26 protein-coding genes and 1 tRNA gene are annotated in these 26,192 nt (G+C 41.8%); 12 read left to right on the forward strand and 15 right to left on the reverse strand.

What is annotated here, in order from left to right; all coding sequences use genetic code 11:
- Positions 1-146 precede the first annotated feature (146 nt).
- The 10 genes from BLQ81_RS16325 to BLQ81_RS16370 form a co-directional block, all read right to left on the reverse strand.
- On the reverse strand, positions 147-929 hold the full coding sequence (locus tag BLQ81_RS16325) for a zeta toxin family protein (RefSeq protein ID WP_092732165.1): 783 nt from the start codon (positions 927-929) through the stop codon (positions 147-149).
- Positions 916-1,161, reverse strand: a complete 246-nt coding sequence (locus tag BLQ81_RS16330; RefSeq protein WP_092732168.1) for a hypothetical protein — start codon at positions 1,159-1,161, stop codon at positions 916-918. The genes BLQ81_RS16325 and BLQ81_RS16330 overlap by 14 nt, the downstream gene beginning before the upstream one ends.
- A gap of 17 nt (positions 1,162-1,178) precedes the next feature.
- A complete protein-coding gene (gene mnmE / locus BLQ81_RS16335) occupies positions 1,179-2,561 on the reverse strand; it encodes a tRNA uridine-5-carboxymethylaminomethyl(34) synthesis GTPase MnmE (protein WP_092732171.1) in 1,383 nt (460 codons plus the stop codon).
- Entirely contained in the window at positions 2,558-3,013 is a 456-nt protein-coding gene (locus BLQ81_RS16340; RefSeq protein WP_092732174.1) for a thioredoxin family protein, read from the reverse strand. Before BLQ81_RS16340 ends, mnmE begins: the two co-directional genes overlap by 4 nt.
- A 74-nt stretch (positions 3,014-3,087) precedes the next feature.
- Positions 3,088-3,984 carry a metal ABC transporter permease gene (locus tag BLQ81_RS16345; protein WP_092732176.1) on the reverse strand — a complete coding sequence of 299 codons (897 nt, stop codon included), beginning with the start codon at positions 3,982-3,984 and terminating at the stop codon, positions 3,088-3,090.
- On the reverse strand, positions 3,971-5,266 hold the full coding sequence (locus BLQ81_RS16350) for a metal ABC transporter permease (RefSeq protein ID WP_092732178.1): 1,296 nt from the start codon (positions 5,264-5,266) through the stop codon (positions 3,971-3,973). Before BLQ81_RS16350 ends, BLQ81_RS16345 begins: the two co-directional genes overlap by 14 nt.
- Before the next feature lies 1 nt (position 5,267).
- Positions 5,268-6,056: a metal ABC transporter ATP-binding protein gene (locus tag BLQ81_RS16355; RefSeq protein ID WP_092732180.1), complete on the reverse strand. Its 789-nt coding sequence runs from the start codon at positions 6,054-6,056 to the stop codon at positions 5,268-5,270.
- On the reverse strand, positions 6,053-6,967 hold the full coding sequence (locus BLQ81_RS16360) for a metal ABC transporter solute-binding protein, Zn/Mn family (protein ID WP_092732182.1): 915 nt from the start codon (positions 6,965-6,967) through the stop codon (positions 6,053-6,055). The genes BLQ81_RS16355 and BLQ81_RS16360 overlap by 4 nt, the downstream gene beginning before the upstream one ends.
- Positions 6,964-7,626: a metal-dependent transcriptional regulator gene (locus tag BLQ81_RS16365; RefSeq protein ID WP_092732184.1), complete on the reverse strand. Its 663-nt coding sequence runs from the start codon at positions 7,624-7,626 to the stop codon at positions 6,964-6,966. The genes BLQ81_RS16360 and BLQ81_RS16365 overlap by 4 nt, the downstream gene beginning before the upstream one ends.
- 325 nt (positions 7,627-7,951) lie before the next feature.
- Positions 7,952-9,079, reverse strand: a complete 1,128-nt coding sequence (locus BLQ81_RS16370; protein WP_092732186.1) for a glycosyltransferase family protein — start codon at positions 9,077-9,079, stop codon at positions 7,952-7,954.
- Positions 9,080-9,099: 20 nt separating this feature from the next.
- On the opposite strand from BLQ81_RS16370, the gene BLQ81_RS16375 reads away from it, so the two are divergent.
- Together BLQ81_RS16375 and BLQ81_RS16380 are read left to right on the forward strand one after the other, a co-directional pair.
- On the forward strand, positions 9,100-9,915 hold the full coding sequence (locus BLQ81_RS16375) for a 2,3,4,5-tetrahydropyridine-2,6-dicarboxylate N-succinyltransferase (RefSeq protein WP_092732188.1): 816 nt from the start codon (positions 9,100-9,102) through the stop codon (positions 9,913-9,915).
- Positions 9,916-9,925: 10 nt separating this feature from the next.
- A complete protein-coding gene (locus BLQ81_RS16380) occupies positions 9,926-10,528 on the forward strand; it encodes a tetratricopeptide repeat protein (RefSeq protein WP_092732191.1) in 603 nt (200 codons plus the stop codon).
- A 27-nt stretch (positions 10,529-10,555) separates the two neighbouring features.
- On the opposite strand, the gene BLQ81_RS16385 is transcribed toward BLQ81_RS16380, so the two are convergent.
- On the reverse strand, positions 10,556-11,272 hold the full coding sequence (locus BLQ81_RS16385; protein WP_245693288.1) for a tetratricopeptide repeat protein: 717 nt from the start codon (positions 11,270-11,272) through the stop codon (positions 10,556-10,558).
- Between the two features lie 265 nt (positions 11,273-11,537).
- Here BLQ81_RS16385 and BLQ81_RS16390 point away from each other — a divergent pair, with 265 nt between their 5' ends.
- From BLQ81_RS16390 to BLQ81_RS16405, 4 genes are all read left to right on the forward strand, one after another.
- A complete protein-coding gene (locus BLQ81_RS16390; RefSeq protein ID WP_092732197.1) occupies positions 11,538-13,073 on the forward strand; it encodes a helicase HerA-like domain-containing protein in 1,536 nt (511 codons plus the stop codon).
- Between the two features lie 34 nt (positions 13,074-13,107).
- Positions 13,108-14,310 carry a BaiN/RdsA family NAD(P)/FAD-dependent oxidoreductase gene (locus tag BLQ81_RS16395; protein WP_092732200.1) on the forward strand — a complete coding sequence of 401 codons (1,203 nt, stop codon included), beginning with the start codon at positions 13,108-13,110 and terminating at the stop codon, positions 14,308-14,310.
- Positions 14,311-14,317: 7 nt separating this feature from the next.
- Complete coding sequence (locus BLQ81_RS16400; RefSeq protein ID WP_092732203.1) at positions 14,318-14,662, forward strand: hypothetical protein; 345 nt, start codon at positions 14,318-14,320, stop codon at positions 14,660-14,662.
- Positions 14,663-14,802: 140 nt separating this feature from the next.
- Positions 14,803-15,762: a YheT family hydrolase gene (locus BLQ81_RS16405; RefSeq protein WP_092732206.1), complete on the forward strand. Its 960-nt coding sequence runs from the start codon at positions 14,803-14,805 to the stop codon at positions 15,760-15,762.
- Positions 15,763-15,812: 50 nt separating this feature from the next.
- Here the strand turns inward: BLQ81_RS16405 and lhgO are convergent, their stop codons facing one another.
- A complete protein-coding gene (lhgO, locus tag BLQ81_RS16410) occupies positions 15,813-17,015 on the reverse strand; it encodes an L-2-hydroxyglutarate oxidase (protein ID WP_092732242.1) in 1,203 nt (400 codons plus the stop codon).
- 166 nt (positions 17,016-17,181) lie between these two features.
- Here lhgO and BLQ81_RS16415 point away from each other — a divergent pair, with 166 nt between their 5' ends.
- The 6 genes from BLQ81_RS16415 to rplT all read left to right on the forward strand — a co-directional run bounded on the left by BLQ81_RS16415 (position 17,182) and on the right by rplT (position 24,100).
- The gene (locus BLQ81_RS16415; RefSeq protein ID WP_092732209.1) at positions 17,182-19,659 is read left to right on the forward strand and encodes a DUF5686 and carboxypeptidase-like regulatory domain-containing protein; all 2,478 of its coding nucleotides are present in this window, start codon (positions 17,182-17,184) and stop codon (positions 19,657-19,659) included.
- Positions 19,660-19,826: 167 nt separating this feature from the next.
- Positions 19,827-20,390, forward strand: a complete 564-nt coding sequence (locus BLQ81_RS16420) for a hypothetical protein (protein WP_092732212.1) — start codon at positions 19,827-19,829, stop codon at positions 20,388-20,390.
- Positions 20,391-20,842: 452 nt separating this feature from the next.
- Positions 20,843-22,789, forward strand: coding sequence for a threonine--tRNA ligase (gene thrS, locus BLQ81_RS16425; protein ID WP_092732215.1), 1,947 nt, complete (start codon positions 20,843-20,845; stop codon positions 22,787-22,789).
- Between the two features lie 87 nt (positions 22,790-22,876).
- Positions 22,877-23,428 (forward strand): translation initiation factor IF-3, encoded by a 552-nt coding sequence (infC, locus tag BLQ81_RS16430; protein WP_092732218.1) that lies wholly within the window; start codon positions 22,877-22,879, stop codon positions 23,426-23,428.
- Between the two features lie 25 nt (positions 23,429-23,453).
- The gene (gene rpmI / locus BLQ81_RS16435) at positions 23,454-23,648 is read left to right on the forward strand and encodes a 50S ribosomal protein L35 (protein ID WP_077350130.1); all 195 of its coding nucleotides are present in this window, start codon (positions 23,454-23,456) and stop codon (positions 23,646-23,648) included.
- A gap of 107 nt (positions 23,649-23,755) precedes the next feature.
- A complete protein-coding gene (gene rplT, locus BLQ81_RS16440) occupies positions 23,756-24,100 on the forward strand; it encodes a 50S ribosomal protein L20 (protein WP_092732221.1) in 345 nt (114 codons plus the stop codon).
- Positions 24,101-24,152: 52 nt separating this feature from the next.
- On the opposite strand, the gene BLQ81_RS16445 is transcribed toward rplT, so the two are convergent.
- The 3 genes from BLQ81_RS16445 to BLQ81_RS16455 all read right to left on the reverse strand — a co-directional run bounded on the left by BLQ81_RS16445 (position 24,153) and on the right by BLQ81_RS16455 (position 26,135).
- The gene (locus tag BLQ81_RS16445) at positions 24,153-25,481 is read right to left on the reverse strand and encodes an Nramp family divalent metal transporter (RefSeq protein ID WP_092732224.1); all 1,329 of its coding nucleotides are present in this window, start codon (positions 25,479-25,481) and stop codon (positions 24,153-24,155) included.
- 276 nt (positions 25,482-25,757) lie between these two features.
- Positions 25,758-26,018 (reverse strand): GIY-YIG nuclease family protein, encoded by a 261-nt coding sequence (locus BLQ81_RS16450; RefSeq protein WP_092732227.1) that lies wholly within the window; start codon positions 26,016-26,018, stop codon positions 25,758-25,760.
- A gap of 43 nt (positions 26,019-26,061) precedes the next feature.
- Positions 26,062-26,135: transfer RNA gene (locus BLQ81_RS16455), tRNA-Met, on the reverse strand.
- Between the last annotated feature and the right edge of the window lie 57 nt (positions 26,136-26,192).

The following is a 26,192-nucleotide window of genomic DNA, read 5'->3' on the forward strand; positions in this document are numbered from 1 at the left end:
ATAACAAGATGCATTTTTTTTGACTAAAAAAGCAATGGGAAAGTAGTGAATGCTAAAGAAAATGAGACAGTTTATGACGGGAATTCAAATTTGATGACTTCTCACTGATCTATTTAAATCCTTGCCAAAGGTAAAATTGGACCTAATTACTTCTTAACTTTCTTCGAATAATACTCAATAAACCAACCGGGAACATTTTCTTCATCGATTGGATCCCATTCTTTTTCACCTCTTACATTTTTGAAATGGGCAAATAATCTGAAGTCCTCTCCGTCCTTAGAGTTATCAAAAAAATAAGCTTGATAGGCAATTTGGGCGGCATCAAACATAAGTTCCAGTGAACGGTAATACCGCTGCTCGATCTTGTCCTCGGGAACATCGTGTCCTCCTTTTTGAGTTCTAACTTTGACTCGGTACTTATTGATTTGTGGCGACTCTGTGGAGACAAAATAGAGGTAAACTTTATATCCAGCAGCTTTTGCCTCTCTCATTATGTCAATTTTGGAAGGGTGGGAAAAAACAGTTTCAAATGAAAATTTCTTCCTGTCGGCTAATAGTTTCCTGCGGAGAAAATCAGCCATTATTTGTCCTAATCGCTCATTCAACTCAGGGTTAAGAAGTGTAATTTGATTTTTTTCCAGTGAAAAGGTCTCTAAAAAATCCTGTTTTGAAAAAGTTTCATTAATTAATCCTGATGAAAGCGTAAAGGCTAAAAATTCTTCAATATTGGTTTTGATTTCATACTTGTCAAAAGAAATTGTTCCATCTAGTAATTCATTCGCGATTTCATCAGCATTAATATAAATCCCAAAATCAACAGGTATTTCACGAACCTTGAGATCTCGAACAGCATTGATTATCGTGCTTTTTCCAGAACCATTTGGCCCGGCAAAGACCCTAAGTCTAAGATTTGATTTAGTCGAGGACAAGTTTTCTAGATTTTGAATAGTCTTTCAACTTCTCAAGTTGAATTACCGAACCATCTGAATTTTCTCTGACGATCCATCCATTTTCAGCTTTGACCACATATCCTGCGATTTGCATCGAAGCATCCGAAGCTTTTTTTACAGCAGCTGAAGCTACACGAATTAAATCACGCTTGGTCAAATAGGCAGTCGTCTTTTTTGCCTTCGATCTTTTAGTTCTTCTTAGACTCTTCATATTGTCAATTTAATAAATTATTTCCCGATACAGAACTTACTGAAAATATTAGCCAGTAAATCATCGGTCGTCACTTCCCCGGTGATCTCGCCCAGGTAATGCAGGGATCGGCGGATGTCCATCGCCACGAAATCATTGGTCACTTCATTGTCCAAACCTGTCAAAATATCGAGTAAGGATTCCCTTGTTTTGGTGAGGGAGTCGTAGTGGCGGACATTGGTAACGATGGTATTTCCGGTTCGGAATTTATCCAGGTTGACGAGTTCCAAGACGCGGGATTTGAGGCCTTCGAGGTTTTCTTTTTTGCCGGCTGAGATAAAAATAGTGTCCGAATGCTGTATCTTTAACTCATTGATAATATTTTCCTTAGCCTTGTCTGTCTTATTTGCAACTTTCAGGAAAGGAACGCCCAGATTTTCCAGTTTGTTGATGTCTCGATTGATCTCGATGAGGTCGGTATCGCTCAGATCAAAGAGATATAAAATCAGGGAAGCGGTCTTCATTTTCTCCTGCGTGCGACTGACTCCGATAGCTTCGATCACGTCGGTGGTCTCCCGCAAACCTGCGGTATCGATGAATCGGAAAATCACGCCTCCAATGCTGATTTCATCTTCGATAAAGTCACGGGTGGTTCCTGCAATTTCTGATACGATAGCTTTTTCCTCATTGAGCAAAGCATTGAGGAGTGTGGATTTTCCGGCATTGGGTTTTCCTGCAATGACAGTGGGGACTCCATTTTTGATCACATTTCCCAAATCAAAACTCAGGATCAATTCTTCCACAATCCGGAGGATCCGCTCAACCAAAACACGTAAATCTGCTCTGCTGGCAAATTCCACGTCTTCCTCTGTGAAATCAAGTTCCAACTCGATCATGGAGGCAAAATGGATCAGTTGGTTACGCAACTCCTGGATCTCAGAACTGAACCCACCGCGCATTTGATTTAATGCGGCCTGATGACTTGTTTCGGAATCGGCATGAATCAAATCCGCTACGGCCTCGGCTTGTGCCAAGTCAAATTGACCATGAAGAAAAGCACGCTGGGTAAATTCTCCGGGTTTGGCCGGGCGGACGCCCTTTCTGACGAAAAGTTTGAGAACTTGACTGATGATATAAGAGGAACCATGCGTGGAGATTTCCAAGACATTTTCCTTGGTGAAGGATTTGGGAGCCTTGAAAACTGATACCAATACCTCATCGATAATTTTATCCCCATCCCGGATTGTTCCGAAATGAATGGTATGGGAAGGAACTTCCTCCAGGTTTTTTCCGAAAAAGACTTCGTTGGTGACACTGATGGCGTCTTTCCCGGAAAGTCTAATCACCGCAATGGCACCGACACCTTGAGGAGTGGCAAGTGCGATGATCGTATCTTCGCGCTCGGCGGGGGAAAAACTCATGGTTTGGCTTTAAATGCTTTTTCGATCAATTCAGAAAGCCCGCTCAAAAATGCTTCAGGGGCTCTGTAGCCGGGAAGTTGGGCAATATTTTGAAGTTTTGGCTCGATGACCACAAAATTAGGATAGGAGCGAACCCGCATGGCCGCTGCCATTTGGGCTTCTGTGTATTCTTTTCCCATAAAGTCAAAAGTCCGCTTGGTGTCTTCTGCGTTCATTTTGACCGCATAAAAGTTATTGTTGATGTATGCGATGACTCTGGGATCTGTGAAAGTTTCCTTGTCCATCTTCTTACACCAGCCACACCAGTCGGTATAGACATCCACAAGCAGCATTTTTGGTTTTTGAGCATTGGCAGCGATTGCCTCCTCAAACTTTAACCATTTGATCTGATCCTGAGCTTTCGTAGAAAAACTCAACAAGACACCGAAAATTAAAAGGACTACATATTTCATTGATATTTTTTAATTAAAGGTAAAAGAGGCGAATGTCTTGCATCTCATATCTTACATCTTACATCTTTTTCCAATCAAACTCCAAACGGTTGATTGGCGGGAGAAGTTCCTCGAAACCATGCCGGCTTTTTGCCATGTATCAAAACACTGATTCCAAAGAAGGCTCCGGCAACAGTCACCATCATTCCAGCAATCGAACTGTCGATCCAGTAAGCAAGGTAATACCCTAAAACCGAAATTGAAATTCCAATTGCAGCGGTAAGTTTGAGAAGCGGAATCAGGCTCTTGGTCCAAAGGAAAGCTGTTGCAGGAGGGACTACAAGCAAGGCAACTACCAATATCGCGCCAACAGACTCAAAACTGCTTACTGTAGTATAAGACACTATACTCATCAAAGCCAAGTTCACGCCTTTGGACGGGATTCCCATCACCGAGCTAAAGTTTTCATCGAAGCTAGTGAGTACTAACTCCTTAAATAGTAAGTATATAAATCCAATAACAAAGAAGAAGTTTAACCCTGCCAACCAGGTGATTCTTGGGCCGAGGTTTAAGCCGCTTTTGGTGATCCAGCTGTCGATCGGCAAGTAGGCGATCTCTCCGTAGAGTACGCATTCCTGATCCAAATCGACCTTATAGGCAAGGAGATTTATCAGGATAATACCGATGGCAAAAAGCAAGGTAAAGGTGATTCCGATCGAGGCATCGAGCTGAACACGGGCTTTTTTGCGCAACCAATCAATCATCAAGGTGGCCAAAATCCCCAAGAGTCCTGCTCCAATAATTACTTCCAAACTCCGTTGACTTCCTGAAACAAAGTATCCGATAACAATACCGGGTAGCACTGCGTGTGAAATGGCATCACCTGTCATGGACATTTTGCGGAGCATCATAAAGACCCCCAAAAATCCACAGGAAATCGCAATCAGCGAGCCTGTGAAAATGATCAGAAATGCGTTGCTATCGAAGGTCATGGTTTTCTCTGGGGATAGTTTCTTGGTGAGGATCGAGGGTAGGGTAGTTGAGTCTCTTTTCCAACAAAGCTTCAAGCTCCGGAGTAATCAAATGCTCCAGTTGTTCGGCTGAATCGTGCACGTGGTCGGGAGCAATATTCATAGATTCATTGAGGTACAGTTCCCATAATCTATGTAATCGAACAATGCGCATCGCATCAGAAATCCCCTTCTCTGTTAAACATATAATAGCTTGATTTTTAACAATATATTTAGACCTATATAAATATTTGATTGATTTATTTGTTTCCGCTTTTTGGTAGGGGTAGAGCTCATAGATTTCCTCTATAGGCAAACCATTCTTGCCTCCTTCTTTGGCTTTATACAGTGCCTTCATCAGGTGATCGCGATGTGTTTTTCGGAGGTATTTTTTTCTGGAAAAATATCTGGAAATAATACCACTTTTGGGAGAAATCAAAAAAGAGATCAAGGCAAACATCGAAAGGAAAACAACAACCCAAGGCCCGGTAGGCATCTGCGGCAATACGAATGAAACATAGGTTCCAAGGATCCCGGATAGGACCGAAAAAACTGCGGCCAAAATCAAAAGCGGATTCAATTGATCTGTCCAGAATCGGGCTGCCGCACCGGGAGTGATTAAGAGTGCCGCCATCAACACTACGCCAATCGCCTGAATCCCAATCACCACAGCCAAAATCATCAGCACATTAAACAGAAATGAAATGGCCTTCATGGGGAATCCTATTGCTTTTCCATACTCCGGATCAAAGACCATCAGGCGAAATTCTTTCAGCATCAAGGTCAACACAATGATGATCACCAAGGAAAGCCCACCATACAGCATTAGATCAGACTCGGATATCCCGATGGCATTTCCGAAAATGAAGGAATTCAAACCGGCAATCTCGGGATTGCCGCTTTTCTGAAGAGAGGTCAACAGCACGATACCAAATCCAAAAAATACTGAAAGGATAGTCGCTATTATGGTGTCCTCGCTGAGTTTGGTGTTCCGCTTCAGCCAGGAACTCAGGAAGGTGGCCACGCCCCCCGAAACAAAAGCCCCTGTGACAATGTAGACCGGGTTTTTTTCACCTGCAAGCATAAAACCCAAGCAGATTCCCGGGAGAACTGCATGGGAAATCGCATCGCCCAAAAGTGCCTTTTTATCTAAAAATGAAAAGGTGCCAACATAAGCCGATCCGATTCCCAGCAAAGTGATCCCCAAAACCACCCAAACTATGGATGGATCCTGAAACGTGAAGAAGTAAATAAAATCTTCCATGTCAGCTTTTCAATGGGTTGAAGTCTTTTTGGCGAATCATGTCAGTGACTCGGGTGAGTAGATTCAGCTTTCCTCCATAGGTTTTTCGGAGCAATTCTTCGTTCATTACCAGCTCTTTTGGCCCCGATGCGACCAAGTGTAAGTTGAGCATGATCAACCAATCAAAGAAATTCATAGCCGAGTGGATATCATGATGAACTACAATGACGGTTTTTCCGGCTGCGGTCATTTCCTGAAGCAGCTGAAAAATCGCCGTTTCTGTTGACATATCCACCCCGGCAAAGGGTTCATCCATCAGATACAAATCGGCCTCTTGTGCCAATGCCCGGGCAATAAATACACGCTGTTGCTGTCCACCTGAAAGTTCAGAAATCTGTCTTTTCACAAAACCACTCATTCCGACCTGTTCCAAACTTTTTAGCGCAATGTCTTTTTCCTTTTTTCCGGGACGGCGAAAAAGCCCAAGTTTACCATACGTCCCCATCATCACCACATCCAGTACCGATGCCGGAAAATTCCAATCCACAGATTCCCGCTGAGGAACATAACTGATTCTTGACCTGACCTCATTCAGTGGTTTGTCGAACACTTTGACATAGCCGGATGTAGGCGCAATCAGACCCATAATCGCTTTGATCAGTGTGGATTTTCCAGCCCCGTTGGGACCAAGTATTCCCACCAATTTTCCTCCGGGTAAACTGAGGTCTACATTCCAAAGCACTGGATTTTGATCGTAACTGACCGTAAGGTCATGGATTTCAAGTATGGGATTTTCTACTTGTGTGATCATAGCAATAGGTTTTCGTAGATTATTTTGAGATTGGTTTTCACCATTCCGATATAAGTTCCGGCGGGAGTTCCGACGGCATCCAGGCTATCGGTATACAGTGGGCCTGCGAGCTTGACCTGATGGTAGTTTTCAGCTGCACCTGCAGCCACTGCCCGGATTGCCTTTGGTGAAATGGTCTGTTCCGCAAAAATGGCTTTGACTTTATTCACTTGCACCAGTTGAATCAACTCGGTCAAATCCCGAAGCCCGGGTTCGCTCAAGGTGGAAAGTCCCTGAAGCGATTTGACTTCGAGTTGATAGGCTTTTCCAAAATAGGCAAAGGCATCGTGTGCAGTGACCAGAATCTGCCCGGCTGACCGCAGTTCATTGACTTTGAGTCGAACTTCTGCATCAAGTACCTGAAGTTGGTCAAGGTAAGCTGCTGAATTGGATTCAAGTGTTGACTGCCATTCAGGCCACAAGGAGATGAGTTCAACTGAGGTGTATGCCATCGCTTTTGACCAGAGGTTAACATCAAACCAAATGTGTGGATCTACGCTATGCGCCTCGGGGCCGGATCGGATCAGTTCTGACTTTGGGAGTCCTTGAGAGATGTCAATAAGTGATTGACTCAGGGCCAATTTTTCAAAAATCTCTGTCATTTTTCCTTCCAGATACAAACCATGGTAGACGACCAAATCTGCATTGGTCAGCAAATCCAGATCCCGGACAGATGCTTTATATAAGTGAGGATCTACTCCCGCCGGCATCAAGGCGATAACATCAGCCTGATCGCCCACGAGATTTTTGATCCCATCGGCCAATATGCTGGTGGTCGCTACAATCAACGGTTTTTCCCTGCTTTCCTTTGAGTCCGTTTTGCAGGAGAAAGAAATCAATAACACAAAAACAAACAGGAAGAAGTATCTCATGATTGTAAAACCAAAATGTTACAGGACACATCTTTGGACATGAATAGGGTCTTTTTCTGATCTACCAGGATTTCCAGTGAGCCGTCAAATTCTACTTTGTCGAGTACTTTGATCCGAGCACCGATGTAGGCACCGACTTTATCCAGGTAGCGTAGAAATGCCGCAGAACTGTCTTTGACCGCCACGATCTGACCGGTTTGATCCACTTCCATTTCGTTGAGCTGTACTCGGGGTCTCGCTCTTACATCTCCAAATTCATCAGGAATCGGATCTCCATGCGGATCAAATTTGGGGTAATTGAGGTAGGAGTCCAGACGCTGAATCAGAAGAGGGGAGTGGATGTGTTCCAGTTGCTCTGCCACTTCATGGACCTCGTCCCAGGCAAAATTTAATTTCTCCACCAAAAACACCTCCCAAAGCCGATGCTTACGAATGGTCTGTAAGGCGAATCGTTTCCCCGAATCAGTGATCTGTAGGCCGTAATATTTACGGTATTCGATGACTTCTTTTTCTCCAAGTTTCCTGAGCATGTCGCTCACTGAAGCCGCCTTGGTTTTCATCTCCGCTGCGATATCATTCGTCGAGACACTTTTCTTTCCCCCATCGGAGAGGTGATAGATGGCCTTCAGGTAATTCTCTTCTGTGCTGGTCAAATCCATGGTAATCCAAATTGAATAATAAGTCAAATATAAAAATTAATTTAGATATGGCTAAATATATTTTTAAGAAATGCTAAATCACCTGTGGAAAACCGTCTCTTTAATGTGTTTTCCTTTTTAGATTAGTCTAAAAATAAGATTATATGTTTCTAAAAAATGAATTATAGTATTGAAATACAATTGGTTGCAATTGTAAGACTGATGGAAAATTCGATTTGTAAAGTGAATTTTATCAGTTTCCATTTATAGGAACTGAGTGTAAAAGAAGGGGTGTAAGTGGATAAATACCCACACTTATCCACTCTGCCACGAAAAAGAATACAGATTAAGAGAGGAGATTTTGGACAGCCTGCTGAAAATCAGACTTTTCAGTTTTCCACAAGATGTCGTCTGTGGGCATTCCTGTAAAAAAAGTAAGGCTTAAAGCTGCATTCAAATTGTTCACAGCCTGAGGGAGGTCTAAAAAGTCAAGGGAATATCCTCCGCCGAACTCAGCCAAAAAATCCTCCCATTTTACATTGGGACTGATCAAAACAGGTACTCCCAAAGCGGCGCATTCAAAAAGTTTTGTTGGCATTTTGTAACGAATACCTGTATGATTTTGGTAAGGGAGTAATGCAAAATCTGATTTGGCGATCACTTCAATAAGTTCGGAATGTCCGATTGGATTTCGAGCAATTCGAAGTATCAGATTTGGGATTCCTCGGGCTACATCCAACAGTTGCTTTTGAAAAGAAACAACAGGGCAGTGGCCTACTATTTCCAATTCAGCTTCGGGATAATTCTTTAGGATTGCTTCAAACCAACGAATGGCATCCCAAGTGCCAAAAGCCGGAGTAATAGTACCGGTGATGCAAAACCGGATTTTGTTTTTCCCTTCGAAACTTTTAGGCTCCGTTTTTTTGATTTGCCCTTGGTATTTGTTTTCAAGAATTAAGTAAGGTTGTTTTTCGGGCATTTCATCCGTGTAGCACTTTTCGGCCAAAAGAAAGAGATCGATGCCATGGACAGATTCAGCTTTCTGAATCAGGTTTGAAGCTTTTGTTTTTTGGTTAATTGAAAGGCTAGGATTGAGATCCAGATTTGCACGATAGTTTTCCTGGACATCATAAATGATTTTGTATCCCACTATTGATTTCAGAAATGAAGCGATCGGCAATAGTTCATAAGTGCAGCAAATCAGGATTTTTGGTCTGATTTTGAGCAGCCTAAACATAAATCTTCCCTGCGCCAACAGGCGATCCACGCGGGAATCGAAAAGGCTAACAGAAGAATAAAATCGGAATTCGCGGATGGATGTCGGCCTTTTCGGAGAAAAACCTATGATAAATAGCCTGTATTTATTTGTTTCGCCAAGCGAAAGGGCGAGCTTTCCAAAAGCTCGAACATCCAAGATCGGCTTCAGCGTGGAAGCGATCAGAACGGAAACCTTTTTGGCCGGAAACTGACTCATAAACGAAACTAACTAAAATAATGGAACTCAAGACAATCATTGAAGCCGTCTGGGAAAACAGGGAATTACTGAAAGAGAAAGAAACTGAAATAGCTATAAAAACTATTATCGCAGATTTGGATGCGGGCAGACTGAGAGTAGCCGAGCCTACTGCTGATGGAAACTGGAAAGTAAACGACTGGGTAAAAAAGGCTGTAATCCTTTATTTTCCGATCCAAAAGATGCAGACTATCGAAGTGGGACCATTTGAATTCCATGATAAAATGGCGCTTAAAACCAATTATGCTAAGCAGGGAGTTCGCGTAGTTCCACATGCTGTTGCACGATACGGAGCCTTTTTGGCATCCGGGGTGGTGATGATGCCAAGTTATGTTAATATCGGAGCCTATGTGGACAGTGGCACGATGGTTGATACCTGGGCAACGGTCGGTTCCTGTGCGCAGATCGGCAAAAACGTTCATTTGAGTGGAGGAGTAGGCATTGGTGGGGTGTTAGAGCCAGTGCAAGCTGCACCGGTTATTGTGGAAGAAGGTGCTTTTATCGGTTCAAGGGCCATCATCGTAGAAGGTGTCAGAATCGGTAAAGAAGCCGTTATAGGAGCCGGGGTAACACTGACCGCAAGTTCCAAAATCATAGACGTAACAGGATCTGAGCCCGTAGAGTACAAAGGATATGTTCCTCCTCGCTCAGTGGTAATTCCGGGTTCGCTTGCCAAAAATTTCCCAGCAGGTACCTATCAGGTTCCCTGCGCACTGATCATTGGTCAACGTAAGGCTTCTACCGACCTCAAAACATCCCTCAATGATGCGCTGAGAGAAAATAACGTAGCAGTATAAAAGAAAAAAGATGAATTTATTTCCCAAAGCCCTGATTGTTTCGGTTTTCGCTGTGACAGTTTGGGCTTGCTCCGATTCTAAAAAGAATCCAGCCGACAGTTATTTTGAAAAGGGGCAGTATGAACGTGCGGTTCAGACTTACACGGATAATCTTAAGTTAAAGCCTACCGATGTGACCATGTTGTATAACAGAGGGAGGACCTATCAGGAAATGGGAGATTATAATAAAGCCAGAATTGACTTTGAGTCAGCTCTGGCTTATGATCCAAATAACTTTCAGGTTCTTCTTAGCTTATCAGCTGTTCAGTTGCAAGATAAGAAATATGCCAGTGCATTACTCTATGCAACAAAGGCGGAGGCTATTCCCGGGGCCCCGGCCATGGCCTCATTTTTAAAGGGCAGAGCATTGCATCAATTGGGATTACCTGAAGATGCATTGAAGGCTTATGGAAATGCCATTCAGATTGATAAGGATTTTGGTCAAGCCTATCTTAACAGGGGAATATTAAAAGTGGCTTTGGACAGAAAAAAACAAGCATGTGAAGATTTTAAGCTTGCATCAGTTTTAGAATATCCAGGTGCTGATGATTTGTTCAATAAGTATTGCAAATGATTTTGAATCCCACCTTAGGTGGAATTTTTACTTTTTTGGATCCGTATCATGATCATGGTCCTCGTGATCGCAAATATGATCGGAGGTTATTTTTCCGGCACCTGAGCAGGTTTTACAATCACTCACTTCTTTTCCGGATCCTTCACATTCAGGACAGGTCAAGCGACCTTTGCCGGAGCAGCGCTCACATTCAAAAAACTCCACGATGTTGAAAATATTTACTTTTTTGATCAAACCTGAGGCAGCACAACGGCTGCAGCCGACGATTCCTTTTGATTTGCAATAAGTGCAGGTTTGCTCGATTTGCCTGGATCCGTCGCAAGTAAAACAGGTCTCAAATCGGTACCCTCTCCGATCACAGAGATTGCATGCCTCAATTGCCGAGATATGTATTTTAAGCTTTTCCTGAAGCTCTTTTGCTCCTTGGTAGTTTTCACCTTTGAATCCTGTTAACTCAAGATATTTTTTCAGGAAGTTGGAACTGTTGTCAAATTGGCCAAGATTATAAAGTGTCTCTGAAAAATAATAAGGCATCTCATCCGGAAGTGGAAGTCCCGAATCAATCAGGTTTCTAAAAATAGAATTGGCAGTTTGGTAATCGTTTCTCTCTATTGCGGCCAAAGCACCTTTCATCCAGCGGTCAGTTTGACCAAGATTCGGTCCGGCTTGGGCAATGACATCTAGGGAAGACATTGTCAATAATGTGACGAGAAGGATTCGGGAAATCAACGTATATAATTTCAAGATTTCAGATTTGTAATGTTTTGCAAGTAAAGAACACTTTCTATTAAGCCAAAGTTAAAAATTGCAAGCGGATCAATAAGAAAAATTACTGTAGGTTTTGAGACCTTTTAGAGGAATTTCGGCATTTTCCAAATGGTAAGACTTTATCAGCTAGGCAGAATCACTTGATCCTATTATCACACATTGAGTCTGACGGAATCTTTCATTCAGGAAACCTTGAGGCGACTCATGGTTTTTTTGTAGTTTGGAATTCAAAATTTTTCCCATGAGCAAAATTGATCAGTTTAAAACACTCCTGACTGAGGGTCAGGTTTTTAAAAAAGATTTCATCGTTCTCGGCACAGGGATCTTGGATGGAGAAGCGGTAACCAACACGCACATAAAAATACCCCTGAAGACTCTAAATAGGCATGGACTTATCGCAGGCGCTACCGGAACGGGAAAAACGAAAACCCTTCAGGTAATAGCCGAACAGTTATCATTAAAAGGAATTCCTTCCGTATTGATGGACTTAAAAGGAGATCTCTCAGGACTTGCTATGGCAGGTGAATCCTCTGATTTTATTCTAAAAAGATCTGCTACGATAGGAGTTGCATATTCACCTCAGGGGCTTCCCGTAGAACTCATGACGATTTCCAACGAAAAGGGTGTTAGACTTAGGGCCACTGTTTCGGAATTTGGGCCTGTTTTAATTTCCCAGATTATGGAATTGAATGATACACAGCGGGGGGTTGTCGCTTTGGTATTCAGATATTGTGATCTGCATCATTTTCCTCTGCTGGACTTGAAGGACTTCAAGCGTGTGCTTCAGTTTGTTTCCAATGAAGGCAAAGAAGCGATTACAAAAGAATTCGGACAGGTATCCGCAGCTTCGGTCAACACGATTATGCGGAAAATCATCGAATTGGAACAGCAGGGTGCAGATCGGTTTTTTGGTGAGCGCTCTTTTGAGGTAAATGATTTTGTGAGAACAAAAGATGGTAAAGGTGTCATTTCCATCATTCGCTTAACTGACATTCAAAGTAGGCCAAAGCTGTTTTCAACCTTTATGCTGAGCTTGCTTTCTGAAATCTATGAGACTTTTCCGGAACAGGGAGACACTGATCAACCAAAGTTGTGCTTGTTCATTGATGAAGCTCATTTGGTTTTTTCCAGTGCATCCAAGGATCTTTTGGACAAAATTGAAACCATCATAAAATTAATCCGGTCTAAAGGTGTTGGTGTCTTTTTCTGTACCCAGACTCCAACGGACGTCCCCGATAACGTCTTGGGTCAGTTGGGATTGAAAGTCCAGCATGCCCTTCGGGCTTTTACAGCCAAAGACCGCAGGGCTATCACTAAAACGGCAGAAAATTATCCCGATTCCCATTTTTATAAAACTTCGGAAGTCTTGACTTCCATGGGGATTGGGGAGGCTTTGGTTACAGCACTCAATGAGAAAGGGATACCAACACCCCTAGCGCACACCTTGGTACGGGCTCCGATTACCCGAATGGATATTTTGGAGGATTCGGAGATTCGCGATTTAGTCTCCAAGTCCCAATTGGCGGGTAAATACAATCAGGAAATCGACCACGACAGTGCATTTGAGATTTTGGAGCGAAAAATGGAACAAGTCCAACGAGATCAGGATAAAGCTACACTTCCCGGTTCTCCTCCAAGAAGCGGATCTAGGACTAAGCAAGATGAATCTTTGCTCGGTGAGCTTAGTAAAAACACGATGGTGAGGCAAATGGGAAGAACCCTGTTTCGTGAATTAGCCAGAGGAATTTTGGGATCATTTACCGGTAAAAGAAGATAGACATAACTTATTGTTATTTAATTAGATAAACCAATTGAAAATCGCAGTAATAGGAGGGGGTGCGGCTGGTTTCTTTGCTGCAATCCATGCCAGTGGAATGGGGAGGGAAGTGACTATTTTCGAGAAAAGCCCCAAGCTTTTATCCAAGGTAAAGGTCTCCGGTGGTGGTAGATGCAATGTCACCCATCGGCCTATGGAGATTTCTAAATTGATAAAAAATTATCCGAGGGGAGAGAAATTTCTTAAGCGTGTCTTCAGGCACTTTTCCATTCGGGATACTATCAAATGGTTTGAGTCAAGGGGGGTTGAACTGAAAGTCGAATCGGATGGACGTATGTTTCCTGTTTCGGATACTTCTCAGTCTATTATTGATGTGCTCATGGCTGAGGCTAAAAAGTGCAAAGTCAAGATCCTGGTTTCCACTGGAATTAAAGAACTTAACCCTACTGAAAAAGGCTATGAGCTGATCACTGAGAAGGGGGTATTCCGTGCTGATGCAGTAGTAATTGCAAGCGGAGGACATCCAAAAACCGAAGGTTACAATTTTCTTAAATCATTAAATCACAGGATAAATAGCCCAATTCCCTCATTATTTACTTTCAATACTCCGGGGGAACCCATTCGAGAGTTGATGGGAGTGGCTGTACCAGATGGTTTGGTCAAAATAGAAGGGACCAAGTTGAATTATCGGGGTCCGGTATTGATTACACATTGGGGTGTCAGCGGGCCTGCAGTGCTGAAACTTTCCGCTTTCGGTGCAGAATGGCTTCATGATCATCAGTACCAAGCTCGGGCGATTATCAATTGGAATGCGAGTTTTGGTGAAAATGATTACCAAATACAGCTACTTAACTATGGCAAAGATCATCCTAATCGAAAAGTAATTACACATCCCTTATTTGACATCCCGTCACGGCTCTGGGAGCATTTTTGCTTCAAAGCTGAGATCGACTCAACCCAACTTTATGGAAATTTGCCGAAAAAGCAATTAAACAGAATGGTACAGAACCTTTTTTGCTATATTTTGGAAGTAAATGGAAAAACAACATTCAAAGAGGAATTTGTCACCGCAGGTGGAATCCAATTGAGTGAGGTCGATCCGGAAAGTTTACAAAGTCTTTATCACCCAAACCTATACTTTTCCGGCGAAGTCTTAAACATTGACGGTATTACAGGGGGCTTTAATTTTCAAGCCGCTTGGTCTACAGGATATTTAGCCGGAAAGTCTATTAAATAACAGATTTATGAATAGTTACTACCCGGAATTAAATCAGCGAATTCTGGAAATGGCTGAAGGAGACGAGGAATTTAGAATGGAACTGACTTCTGCGATATACAATGGACTGATTGAATTACAATCCAAATATGCAGAAGGTCTTAAAGAGAAAGATGAGGTAATTATCCAGCAAATCCGTCACAAAATTAAACCTACACTAATGATGTTTGAGTTTTCGGGCTTAGCAGAAGCATTAAATGAGGGAAAAGTTATTTTAGAATCACAGGGTTTTGGATTTCAATTTGAACAGCATTTTCAGAAATTTTTACACCAAGTTGAATTGGCTATATCAGAAGTGGATCGCCTGAAATAATAAAAAAGGAGCTTGCACATGCAGCTCCGATTTTGTTTTAGACCCGATGATTGAATTTTATTAGTCAAAGGTAAAGTTTGTTTGACGGTGTTGAATTTCCGGTAAATAAACTTCATGTGAAGATTTAAATTTTTGAATTAATGCCAATTATACCAAGTACTTATCATAATCCCCCAAGGCATTTGTTTAATGGGCATTTGGAAACCATTGTACCAAGTTTGCTTCGAAAAATATTGGGTGTCAACTATGTGCGAGAGAAAATCAACACGCCGGACAATGACTTTTTGAATTTGGATTGGTCAAAAGTAGGCGGAAGTAAACTCCTGATTATTTCCCACGGATTGGAAGGAGATTCAAGGAGGCATTACGCTATGGGTTTGGTGAAGCTTTTCAATCAAAATAAGATCGATGTATTGATTTGGAACAATCGAAGCTGTGGGGGAGAAATGAACCTCAGGCCGATTCTTTATCATCATGGTGCCAGCTATGATCTGAATACAGTCATTGAGCATGTCATTTCAACACATTCCTACCGTGAAATTTTCCTTGTCGGAATAAGTATGGGTGGAGCACAAACGCTCAAATATTTAGGTGAAAAAGGAGACGATTTGCCTAAAGTCATCCAAAGAGCAGCCGTGTATTCAACACCCTGTAACCTTCCATCGAGTGCTGCTACCCTCAAGCTTCGAAGGAATCTGTTTTACAGAAATCGGTTTTTGGGCAAACTCAAGAAAAAAATTGAGGCAAAAGCTATGCAGTTTCCTGATTTGATTGATCTGGACTTGTTGCACAAAGTGAAGGATTTTGATTCGTTTGACACTCATTTCACCGCCAAATTACATGGATTTAAAGATTCAGCAGACTTCTACCAAGCTGTCAGCGCAGATAATTGGATGGCACATATTGGTATTCCAACCCTGATTATCAATGCGCTCAATGATCCTCTGCTTGGACCGGAATGCTATCCTGTAAAACTCGCTGAATCAAAGTCAGAAATCATTCTGGAAATGCCAAAAAGGGGAGGACATACTGGTTTTATGGTCTCAGGGCAAGAGTTTACCTGGGCGGAATATCGATTTTTGGATTTTCTAATTTGGTAATAATGAACTTTTCCAAAGTTTTGAAACTTTGGAAAAGCTGAATTCCAGACTTAAATAAATCGTTTCAATGCCATTTCAGCAACTGTGCCGCCAATCGATAGCGAACTTGTCGCCGCAGGAGAGGGTGCATTTAAGACGTTAATTGAATGGCTTGATTCTCTGATTGCAAAATCATCCAACAAACCGCCCGTTCGATCACAAGCCTGTGCCCGGACTCCGGCTCCGCCCTCGACCAGATCACTTTCCTGTATTTCAGGAATCAATTCTTGAAGCGCTTTGGTGAATGCGGCTTTTGAAAAGGAACGGTAAATCTCTCCAAATCCGGTTTTCCAATACTTTGCTGCCACTTTTTGGAATCCCGGCCATGCTAAGGTTTCGGCTAATTCCCCCAAATTGATCTGTGATTTCTTGTATCCTTCTCTTTTAAAAGCCAAAACTGCATTGGGACCAGCCTCTACGCCACCTTTCATCATTCGGGTAAAGTGGACACCAAGGAACGGGAAATTGGGATCCGGAACAGGATAAATCAGATTTTTGACCAAGTATTCCTTTTCTTTTTTAAGCTTAAAGTATTCACCCCGAAAAGGAATGATTTTCACATCGTTAAAAGAAGGATCATTCATCTGGGCGACTTTGTCGGAATAAAGTCCTGCGCAATTGATTACCAGTTTTGCTTCAAAAGTTTTATTTGCCGTTTCAATGAAATTGATTCCATTCTTTTGGTTGATTTTAAGTGCTTTATGGTTTAAAAATATTTCCCCTCCAGCTTGTATTATTTTTCTTCCGTAGGCCAAAGCCACTTTAAAATAATCCACTATCCCTGTCTGGGGAATATGGATAGCAGCAACACCCGCGCAATGCGGTTCGTATTCTTTCAGCTCTTCCAACGTGATGTAGCGCGTGCCCTCGAGTCCATTTTGAATACCACGTTCCCAAAGTGTTTTGAGCAATGGTTTCTGCTCTTCTTTTGTGGCCACTACCACCTTTCCGGTGATTTCAAAAGGAATTTTTTCTTCTGTGCAAAATTGTATCAACTCATGATACCCGTTAATGCAGTTGGTGGCCTTCAGTGAACCGGGTTTATAATAAAGCCCTGAATGGATTACGCCAGAATTATTGGCTGTTTGATGTTTGGCAAGTTGATCTTCTTTCTCCAGAATGGCTATTTTAAGGTCTGGACGGCCTTTTTGGATTTTCAATCCTGTTGCCAAGCCCACAATTCCGCCGCCCACTATTACTACATCGTATGTCATCACTGAATCTATTTGATCCCAAATATACAAGTCGAAATTTGAATCCAAGCAGGTTTTGCAGTTCGGAAAAAAACAGAGATTTGGAAATTTTTGCGTTCAAATCGAACCTTAAAAAGGCGGTTTGACTTTATCTTTCGAGACTTTTAAAATTCAGTGCGTTCACCCCATGCTTCGAAACCTTCTTTTTGCTGGCTTTTTCTTGATTTCAAGTTCAGTTTTGGCGCAGTTTTCCATAAAAGGGAAAGTTACTGATGCCGAAACGGGCGACCCTATTCCCTTTGCAAATGTGATTTTGAGAGGGACGACAGTCGGTATCACCACAGATTTTGAAGGGAATTATTTCCTACAGTCAAAAACTTTGACTGATAGCCTTGACGTCAGCTATTTGGGATATATCAAACAGTCAAAAGCATTAAGTAAATCAGCAGACCAAACGATCAATTTTCAACTTCGATCTGCCTTGTTTGATTTAGAGACATTTGTCTTTACAGCTGGGGAAAATCCTGCTTTCGAGATCATAAGACGTGCCGTAGAGCGAAGAAAAGACTTTGATAAAAGGACTCTATCGGCTTATGAAACAAGGAGCTATACCAAAATTGAGATTGACATTGATAACCTTTCGGAGGATTTTAGGCAACGTAGGTCTGTAAAGAAGGTCACGGCAGTACTCGACAGCATCAAGCAGCTGACCGATGATGAGGGCGAAAAAATCCTTCCCGTATTTTTTTCAGAGACGGTTTCAAAATTTTATTACCGAAATAATCCTGAACTCAAAAAAGAGGTAATCGAAAAATCGAAAGTCACCGGGGTCGGCATCACGGATGGATCTACTACCTCGCAGATTACGGGATCAGTGTTTCAGGAATATAATTTTTATAAAAACTGGCTTTCCATTCTAAATAAAGATTTTATTTCACCGATAGCTGATGGCTGGCGAACATCCTATGATTATGACCTGCTTGATTCTGTTTTGGTTGGTCGGGATACTTGCTACAAACTCCAAGTTTATCCACAAAGAGAACAGGATTTGGCGTTTTCAGGGACGATTTGGATCCAGAAAGACAATTACGCGCTCAGGCAGGTCGATTTGACAATTCCGAAAGCCGCGAATCTGAATTTCGTAGACCGGATAAAAATTCAACAGGAATTGGTAGCCAGTTCGGCTGGCCCTTTAATCCCCTCCAAAACACGGGTTCTAATTAAGATCTCGCAGCTTAGCGATAATACAGCGGGAGTTTTGGCTAAGTTTTACACCGCAATTGACAGCATATTGGTTAATGAGCCAAAGGACACTAAATTTTTCAACCAGGCAGTTGAGTTAAAGCCTGATTTTGGGCTTGTTGGCGCAGATTTTTGGGAGAAAAACAGACCTGATCCCCTGAGCGTGGAAGAGTTGGCCGTACTTCAAATGGTGGATACCCTGAAGAATATTCCGATTATTAGGTTTTATTCTGAAGGTCTTAAGTTTTTTGCAACAGGATATAAGGCCATGGGTAAAATTGATGTCGGGCCTTGGCCTGAATTTTTCAATTACAATAATGTGGAAGGAGTGCGCTTGGGTATGGGCTTTCGTACCAATTATAAATTCAGTAAAAAGTGGGAATTGAAAGGGTATTTAGCCAGAGGATTTAGAGATGAGGAATGGAAATATGCAAGTTCGATCACCCGTATATTAGACAGAAACCACTGGACATCCCTGCAGGCTTATTCTTCAAGAGAAATCGATCAAGTAGGTCTGGAAATTTCTAACCTTCAAGGCAACAGCATATTTCTGGCTGCAAGCCGGTTTGGCACTTTACGAAGTCCTTACTTCAGTACGAATCACGGACTTAATATTCAACGGGAATTTTTTAAAGGATTTTTGGTAAAAGGGGGAGTGAACTTGGGTCAATTTGATCCGCTTTTTGACTTTTACTACTTGGATAAGAATACCAGGGAATTCAAATCTAACTTTTCAACTACCGAAATCCGTGCAGGAATCCGCTACGGTAGAGATGAAATCATCATTATCAATGACAACGAGCGAGCCTCACTTGGATCGGTGAAATGGCCGATTTTTGAAATCAATTATACCCAGGGAATAAATGGGTTTGGGGGAGATTTAGATTATCAAAAGCTAAGTTTATATGTTTATCATCGAATTAATTTGGGGCGTTTTGGGGTAGGAAGGTATGAATTGGATGCGGGGAAAATCTTTGGGGAAGTTCCCTATCCAATTCTGAAAAATCACTTGGGTAATGAAACCTTGTTTTACACAACGGCTGCATTCAATACGATGAATTTCACGGAATTCACTTCGGATAAATATCTCAGTATTCGATATAGACAGTCTTTTGAAGGCTTTTTACTCAACTCAATTCCTTTGATTAAAAAATTAAAGTGGCGATTTGTCGGCAATGCCAATGTGCTTTGGGGATCCGTAGAAAATTACAATGTAGCCATTGTGCCTATGGTAGATCCTGAAGGAAATCCTCGCAAAACGTTTGGGCAATTGGATTTTGGGACGCCTTACTTTGAATTGGGGTACGGCGTGGAAAATATTTTTAAATTCTTTCGGGTTGACTTTTTTCATCGGATGACTTATTTGGATAATCCGGGAGCAAAGCCGTTTCATGTGAAAGTGAGTGCACAGTTTATTTTGTGATTAGCGAAGAAAACTTCATTTAGTTTCACTAAATATTTTTGCTAAAAAAAAAAACTTTAATTTAATGGGAAAATAATCTAATTAAGGTTTCGTTGACTTAGGATTAAACATAGATTATCAATTTTTGAAGGTCAAATAAATCAGAGCTACTTTAAAACAATTTTGCTATGAACTCCTTATTCAAACCAGTTCTCATCGGATTTTTTCTAGTTTTCCTGACACTATCTCAATTCACTTTTGCCCAGACCGAACCCGATACTTTCACTGCTAAAAATGCCATTTATCTTGAATTAGGAGGAAGTTCTGGAAGATACGCGATAAACTATAACAAGATTTTTCATCAAAAAGGGAAACTAAAGCTGAATGCGAGTGCAGGTTTTTCTATGTGGCGTGATCAAATAAATAATTTCAAGACGATTTGGCTACCCGTTATTCCTTTAGAGGTATCAGCCTTATATGGCAAGTCAAACCATCATCTGGAATTGGGTTTTGGAGTCACTTCTTATTTAAGTAGAACTTTAGATTTTAATTCAGAATCATTAGAATTAGAAGATAAAGTGGTTTTTGACGCTTTCATACCTCTAAGAGTAGGATACAGGTACCAAAAACCAGAAGGCGGATTTTTTTTCCGGGTGGGATATACTCCAATTTTCATTCTTCCAACTGGCGGAAGAGAAGGATGGATCTTTGAGCCAAGATTTGCAGGAGTAAGTTTTGGAAAGAGTTTTTGAGTTGAATTAAATCTTTTTGAATCAATAAGGAAATGAATTTTAATTTTTTTGATTAGCTGCGTAGATGCCAGTTGATCAAAATGGCCTCGACTTGGTTCGACCAGCTCACCAACCGTCGCTCGGCCTCCGGGTTCAGAGTTAATGATGGGAAGAGGAGGGAAATGCGGAGCAGCCGCATATTTCTCCCCTTCCTTAAAAACAAAGCCCACGGACACCGAGCAGCTTGCCCACCGTGGTGGGAAGTCGAGGTGAAACTTTATAAAATTTGGTTACTGACGAAAAAGCGAATACACGTATTAAATTTTGATACAACTCATCCTTTTCAGCTAAAGGAGAAAAAATCGAATTTCATTTCCACATTCCCTTCCCCTAAATTTTTCCTTTGCAGGCCGGTTGTGCATATTTGCAGCTTAAATCCTTTGCCTGTTTGTATAGGCATAAAACACAAACACATGTCACAACAAATTAAAATTACCCTGCCGGACGGTTCGGAGAGGGAGTATGAAAAAGGAACTTCCGGGCTACAGATTGCTGCAAGTATCAGTGAGGGTTTAGCGCGAAATGTCCTTGCTGCCAAAGTTAATGGTCAGGTTTGGGATGCCACCCGTGCGATCCATGAAGATTCCACCTTACAATTATTGACCTGGAATGATGGAGAAGGCAAAAATACCTTCTGGCACTCTTCGGCCCACTTGATGGCAGAAGCCTTGGAAGCAATCTATCCGGGAATCAAATTCGGTATCGGTCCTTCGATTGAAACCGGTTTCTATTACGATGTGGACTTCGGCGATCACAAGTTGGAAGGAGAGGAGCTGGAAAGGATCGAGCAGAAAATGATCGAACTCGCACGCGAAAAAGCCGATTTCATTCGAAAAGAAGTTGGGAAAGCAGATGCTATCGCATTTTTCAAGGAAAAAGGAGACGAATACAAGCTCGACCTTTTGGAAGGATTGGAAGACGGGTCGATCACATTCTATGAGCAAGGCAATTTCACTGATCTTTGCCGAGGACCGCACATTCCCAATACCGGATTTATCAAAGCCGTCAAGCTGACCAACATTGCTGGAGCGTATTGGAGAGGGGATGAAAAGCGCAAAATGTTAACCCGTATTTATGGCGTCACTTTCCCAAAAGCCAAAGAACTTCAGGAATACTTGACTTTGCTTGAAGAAGCAAAAAAGCGCGATCACCGAAAGATCGGTCGTGAATTGGAGCTTTTTACCTTCTCCGAAAAAGTGGGAATGGGTCTGCCGCTTTGGCTTCCAAAAGGAACCCTTTTGCGCGAGCGACTGATCAGCTTCATGAAAAAAGCGCAGGATAAGTCAGGCTATCAGCAGGTGACAACCCCACATATCGGTAGCAAAGCATTGTATGAGACTTCCGGTCACTATGAAAAGTACGGGAAGGATTCGTTTCAGCCGATTACCACTCCGCATGAAGGTGAGACTTTCCTTCTAAAGCCGATGAACTGTCCGCATCACTGCGAGATTTACAAGCACAAGCCAAGATCATATAAGGATTTACCTATTAGATATGCTGAGTTTGGAACAGTTTACCGCTATGAGCAAAGTGGTGAATTACACGGCTTGACCCGGGTTCGGGGATTTACTCAGGATGATGCGCACATCTTCTGCCGTCCTGATCAGGTAAAAGAAGAGTTTATCAAAGTGATCGATTTGGTGCTGTATGTATTCAAAGCCTTGGGTTTTGAGGATTACACAGCTCAGATTTCACTGAGAGATCCTGAGAAAAAAGAGAAATATATCGGTACTGATGAAGCTTGGGAAAAAGCTGAATCAGCAATCATCGAAGCAGCTGCGGAGAAAGGACTGGATACGGTGACTGAACTAGGCGAAGCAGCTTTCTACGGTCCTAAGTTGGACTTCATGGTGAAGGATGCTTTGGGCAGAAAGTGGCAGCTTGGAACCATCCAAGTGGATTACCAACTTCCGGATCGATTCCAATTGGAGTATATCGGTTCGGATAATCAAAAGCACAGACCGGTGATGATCCACAGGGCTCCATTTGGTTCTTTGGAAAGATTCGTTGCCGTGCTAATTGAGCACTGTGCAGGTGATTTTCCGCTTTGGTTATCTCCAGAGCAGATCAATATTCTACCTATTTCCGAAAAATATATCGCATACGCCGAAGAGTTGAAAAGCATTTTGGACGATGCTGATATTGCTGGAAGTATAGATAACCGTGATGAAAAGATCGGTCGAAAGATTCGAGATTCAGAAGTGAAAAAAGTGCCTTTCATGCTGATAGTAGGGGAAAAGGAACAAGAAGAAGGTAAAGTTTCTGTCCGAAAGCATGGTCAGGGGGACTTGGGTAGCTTCACGCCAGCTGAGTTTATTGCTTACTTCCAGAAGATTATTTCAGAATCATTGAGTAAATAGTAATTAGCTAATATTTTATTCTGCTTTTTAGAATTAGAAATAATTCCGATATTTGCAGTCAATTTCAATAAAAACAATCGAAAAAACTTGAGAGAAAGACAACCACCTAGAGGTCGACAAGAAGAACCATATAAGGTAAATCAAAAAATCAGAGCTCGCGAAGTAAGAGTAGTAGGAGATTTCGTCGAAGGAGGGAACGAAGTATTGCTTCTGGAAAAGGCAATTAAACTGGCTCAGGACAATGAGCTGGACCTGGTTGAAATTTCACCGACTACCAATCCGCCTGTATGCAAGATTTTGGACTATGCCAAATTCAAATACGAGCAGAAGAAAAAGCAGAAGGAAATCAAGGCCAATGCGGCTAAAGTTGTTTTGAAAGAAATTCGTTTCGGGCCTAATACCGACGACCACGATTACAATTTCAAATTGAAGCACGCAATCAGCTTTCTAAAAGAAGGAGCAAAAGTGAAAGCTTATGTACACTTCGTAGGTAGATCTATTGTATTCAAAGAAAGGGGAGAAATGCTCCTGTTGAAATTTGCTCAGGCTCTTGAGGATTATGGTATCGTCGAACAGATGCCGAAATTGGAAGGAAAGCGAATGAACATCTTCATCGCTCCGAAGCCAGGAAAAAAATAATTTCAACCATTTTAAATACAGCAAAATGCCAAAAGTAAAAACCAAATCCAGTGCAAAAAAGCGGTTTGCCTTAACAGGCACCGGTAAAATCAAAAGGAAACACGCTTTCAAAAGCCATATCCTGACCAAAAAATCTACTAAGCGTAAGCACAACCTGACCAAGACTGGTTTGGTACACGTGTCTGACGAAGGTAGAGTAAGAGATATGTTGAAGATTTGATCTTCGTCCAATTTCAATTAATCAGTAAGGTTCATTAATTCACCAGATGCTTTGGTAAAAAAGATCCCGAGTAAATCAGGACACCAAGCTTCAAAAATCAAAAAACTATGCCTAGATCGGTAAACGCGGTTGCGTCCAGAGCAAGAAGAAAAAAGATACTTAAGGCCACAAGAGGTTACTTCGGAAGAGGTAAAAACGTGTGGACAGTAGCTAAAAACAAGTACGAGAAAGGTCTTCAGTACGCATACAGAGACCGTAAAGCGAAGAAAAGAGAGTTCCGAGGTTTATGGATTCAGCGTATCAACGCCGGTGCAAGAATGCACGGTGTATCTTATTCTCAATTGATGGGTTTGTTGAAAAAAGCAGAAATCGATCTCAACAGAAAGGTTTTGGCAGATTTGGCAATGAACCATCCAGAGGCATTCAAAGCTGTAGTTGAAAGAGTAAAATAAGGTCGGCACATCCTATTTTGCAGAAGCTTTCCCGAGGGAAGGCTTTTTTTGTTTAAAATAATTTGAAAATTCCATAGACTGAAACCGTCAAAATTGAAGCAACACTGATCCAAAACATAAATTCCGACCATTGTCCTGAAACTACTTTTAGGCTTCTGTTTTTTGACCTGAATTTAATTGCGGCGGCCACCACTACAAGTAAAAGGACAGAACCTACCACTCCACCTGAAAGCACCATAAAGCCTGGAAGCTTTACAAAGAGGAAGGTTATTACCCAAACAATAGGAAAGACCCAAGCAAGGATTGCTACCCATTTTTTGTGATGCTCTCTGTTTTCGGAATTAATCCATCCGAATTGTGAAAAGATATCCGGAAAAAGTCTCGACCAATAGGCAAGAGTAGCAAAGACACTGGAATAAAGTGCGAAAAAAGCTCCAAGAAGATAACCAAACTTTGCACCTGGCCCCAGTGATTCTGTGTAAATGGCGGCTAAGGAATTGATTAAATCCATTCCATCAGGCAAAGCATCATTTCCGTGAAGAATGGCAGCGCCCAATAAGTAGAAGGATGCCGTGACCAAAGTATAAATGATCATGGCCAAGAACGCGTCCAGATACATGATTTTGATCCAACCTTTAGCTCTATATTTCCAGCTTTCCGATCCGTCATTAGCACCTGTGAAAGCTGCATAGCCCTTTTCTTGACACCAATAGGTGTAAGCAATAATTTCATCGCTCGCTACGCCGGTGATTCCAAAAGCTCCAATAGCAACAAAAAGAACCTCCTGAGGGAGTTTAAAACTTAGGCCTGTTAAAACATCTGAAAGTGAAAAAGCGAATGGAGTATAAAAAAGTGCAACCAGTGAAACCAGTGTAAATAATGTAAAGCCAAAGACCATCAGAGTTGATGCTTTTTCAATCAAAAGGTAATAGTTTCTATAAATAAGAAGACTCAGACTGATTCCCAGAAGGATGATCCATAAAATGATCGATCCTTGTGGAAAAATCAGATTCAGAACTATTGCAGCTCCTCCAAGCATTCCACCGAGTTGAAGGATTTTCAAAAGGGTTAGAATAAAAGTTGACCAAACAGCCCAATTTACATTAAATAGGCTTGGCCCTGATAATTGATTAAACTCTTGCATCAAAGGTTTCCCTGATATGATTGCATTTTTCCCAAACTCCAATTGAACAGCAACTTTGATCAGGCAGCTGACCAGGATTACCCAAAACGTGATAAAACCTCCTCTGGCTCCAAGAATTGTGGTGGCAATTAATTCACCTGAACCAACGATAGACGCAGAAAGAATAAACCCAGGACCTAAAAAACGGAGTTTTTGAAAAAAGAAGTCGGGAGGATTTTGTACAGTTTTTAGGCTCATTATTTGGGAATATAGCCAAAAACTTAAATGGATGAAAAATAAAAAAGAGGTTGTCTCAAAAGGATTGAAAGGGTCAGCATGAAACTTCGACTACAGTCACCCTGAGCGGAGTCGAAGGCTATTTTCAGCGAATAAAGCCACATTTCGAATTCGCTCAAAGTGACAAACAGCAGTTATGAGACAGCCACTTGGTAGTCCCGAATGCTTTCGGGAGGAGATTTGAATCCTGTCCTCCTTGCCTGTACGCCGTGGCGTAGCGGTTACGAATCCTTTTGGCTAGGTGAAATCTGGAATTATTTGTTTTTTGATCCAATCTCTTCCTTTTCCGGATTTCAGGTCCTTTTCTCTTTTTAGAGCCTGCATTTTTTGATCAAAAAATTCCACATGAATTACAGTCCACGGCCTAAATCGAATAGTAAATCCCTTTGTCGATTTTGAATTGTGGAATTGAAATCGTGTAATCAAATCAGAAGTCATTCCTGTGTATGTTTTTCCTGAGGAAGGGGAGTAAAGAATGTATACGACAAATTCACTCATACCCTAAAAATAAAAAAGGCCTCTGAAAAATCAGAGACCTATGTAGCGAGAGGGAGATTTGAACTCCCGACCTCAGGGTTATGAATCCTGCGCTCTAACCAACTGAGCTACCTCGCCTAATAATTTTATAAATCAACATTTCAAATTTATGAGGAGATTTGAACTCCCGTCCGC

The sequence above is a fragment of the Algoriphagus alkaliphilus genome (assembly GCF_900103735.1).
GTDB classification, from domain to species: Bacteria; Bacteroidota; Bacteroidia; order Cytophagales; family Cyclobacteriaceae; genus Algoriphagus; species Algoriphagus alkaliphilus.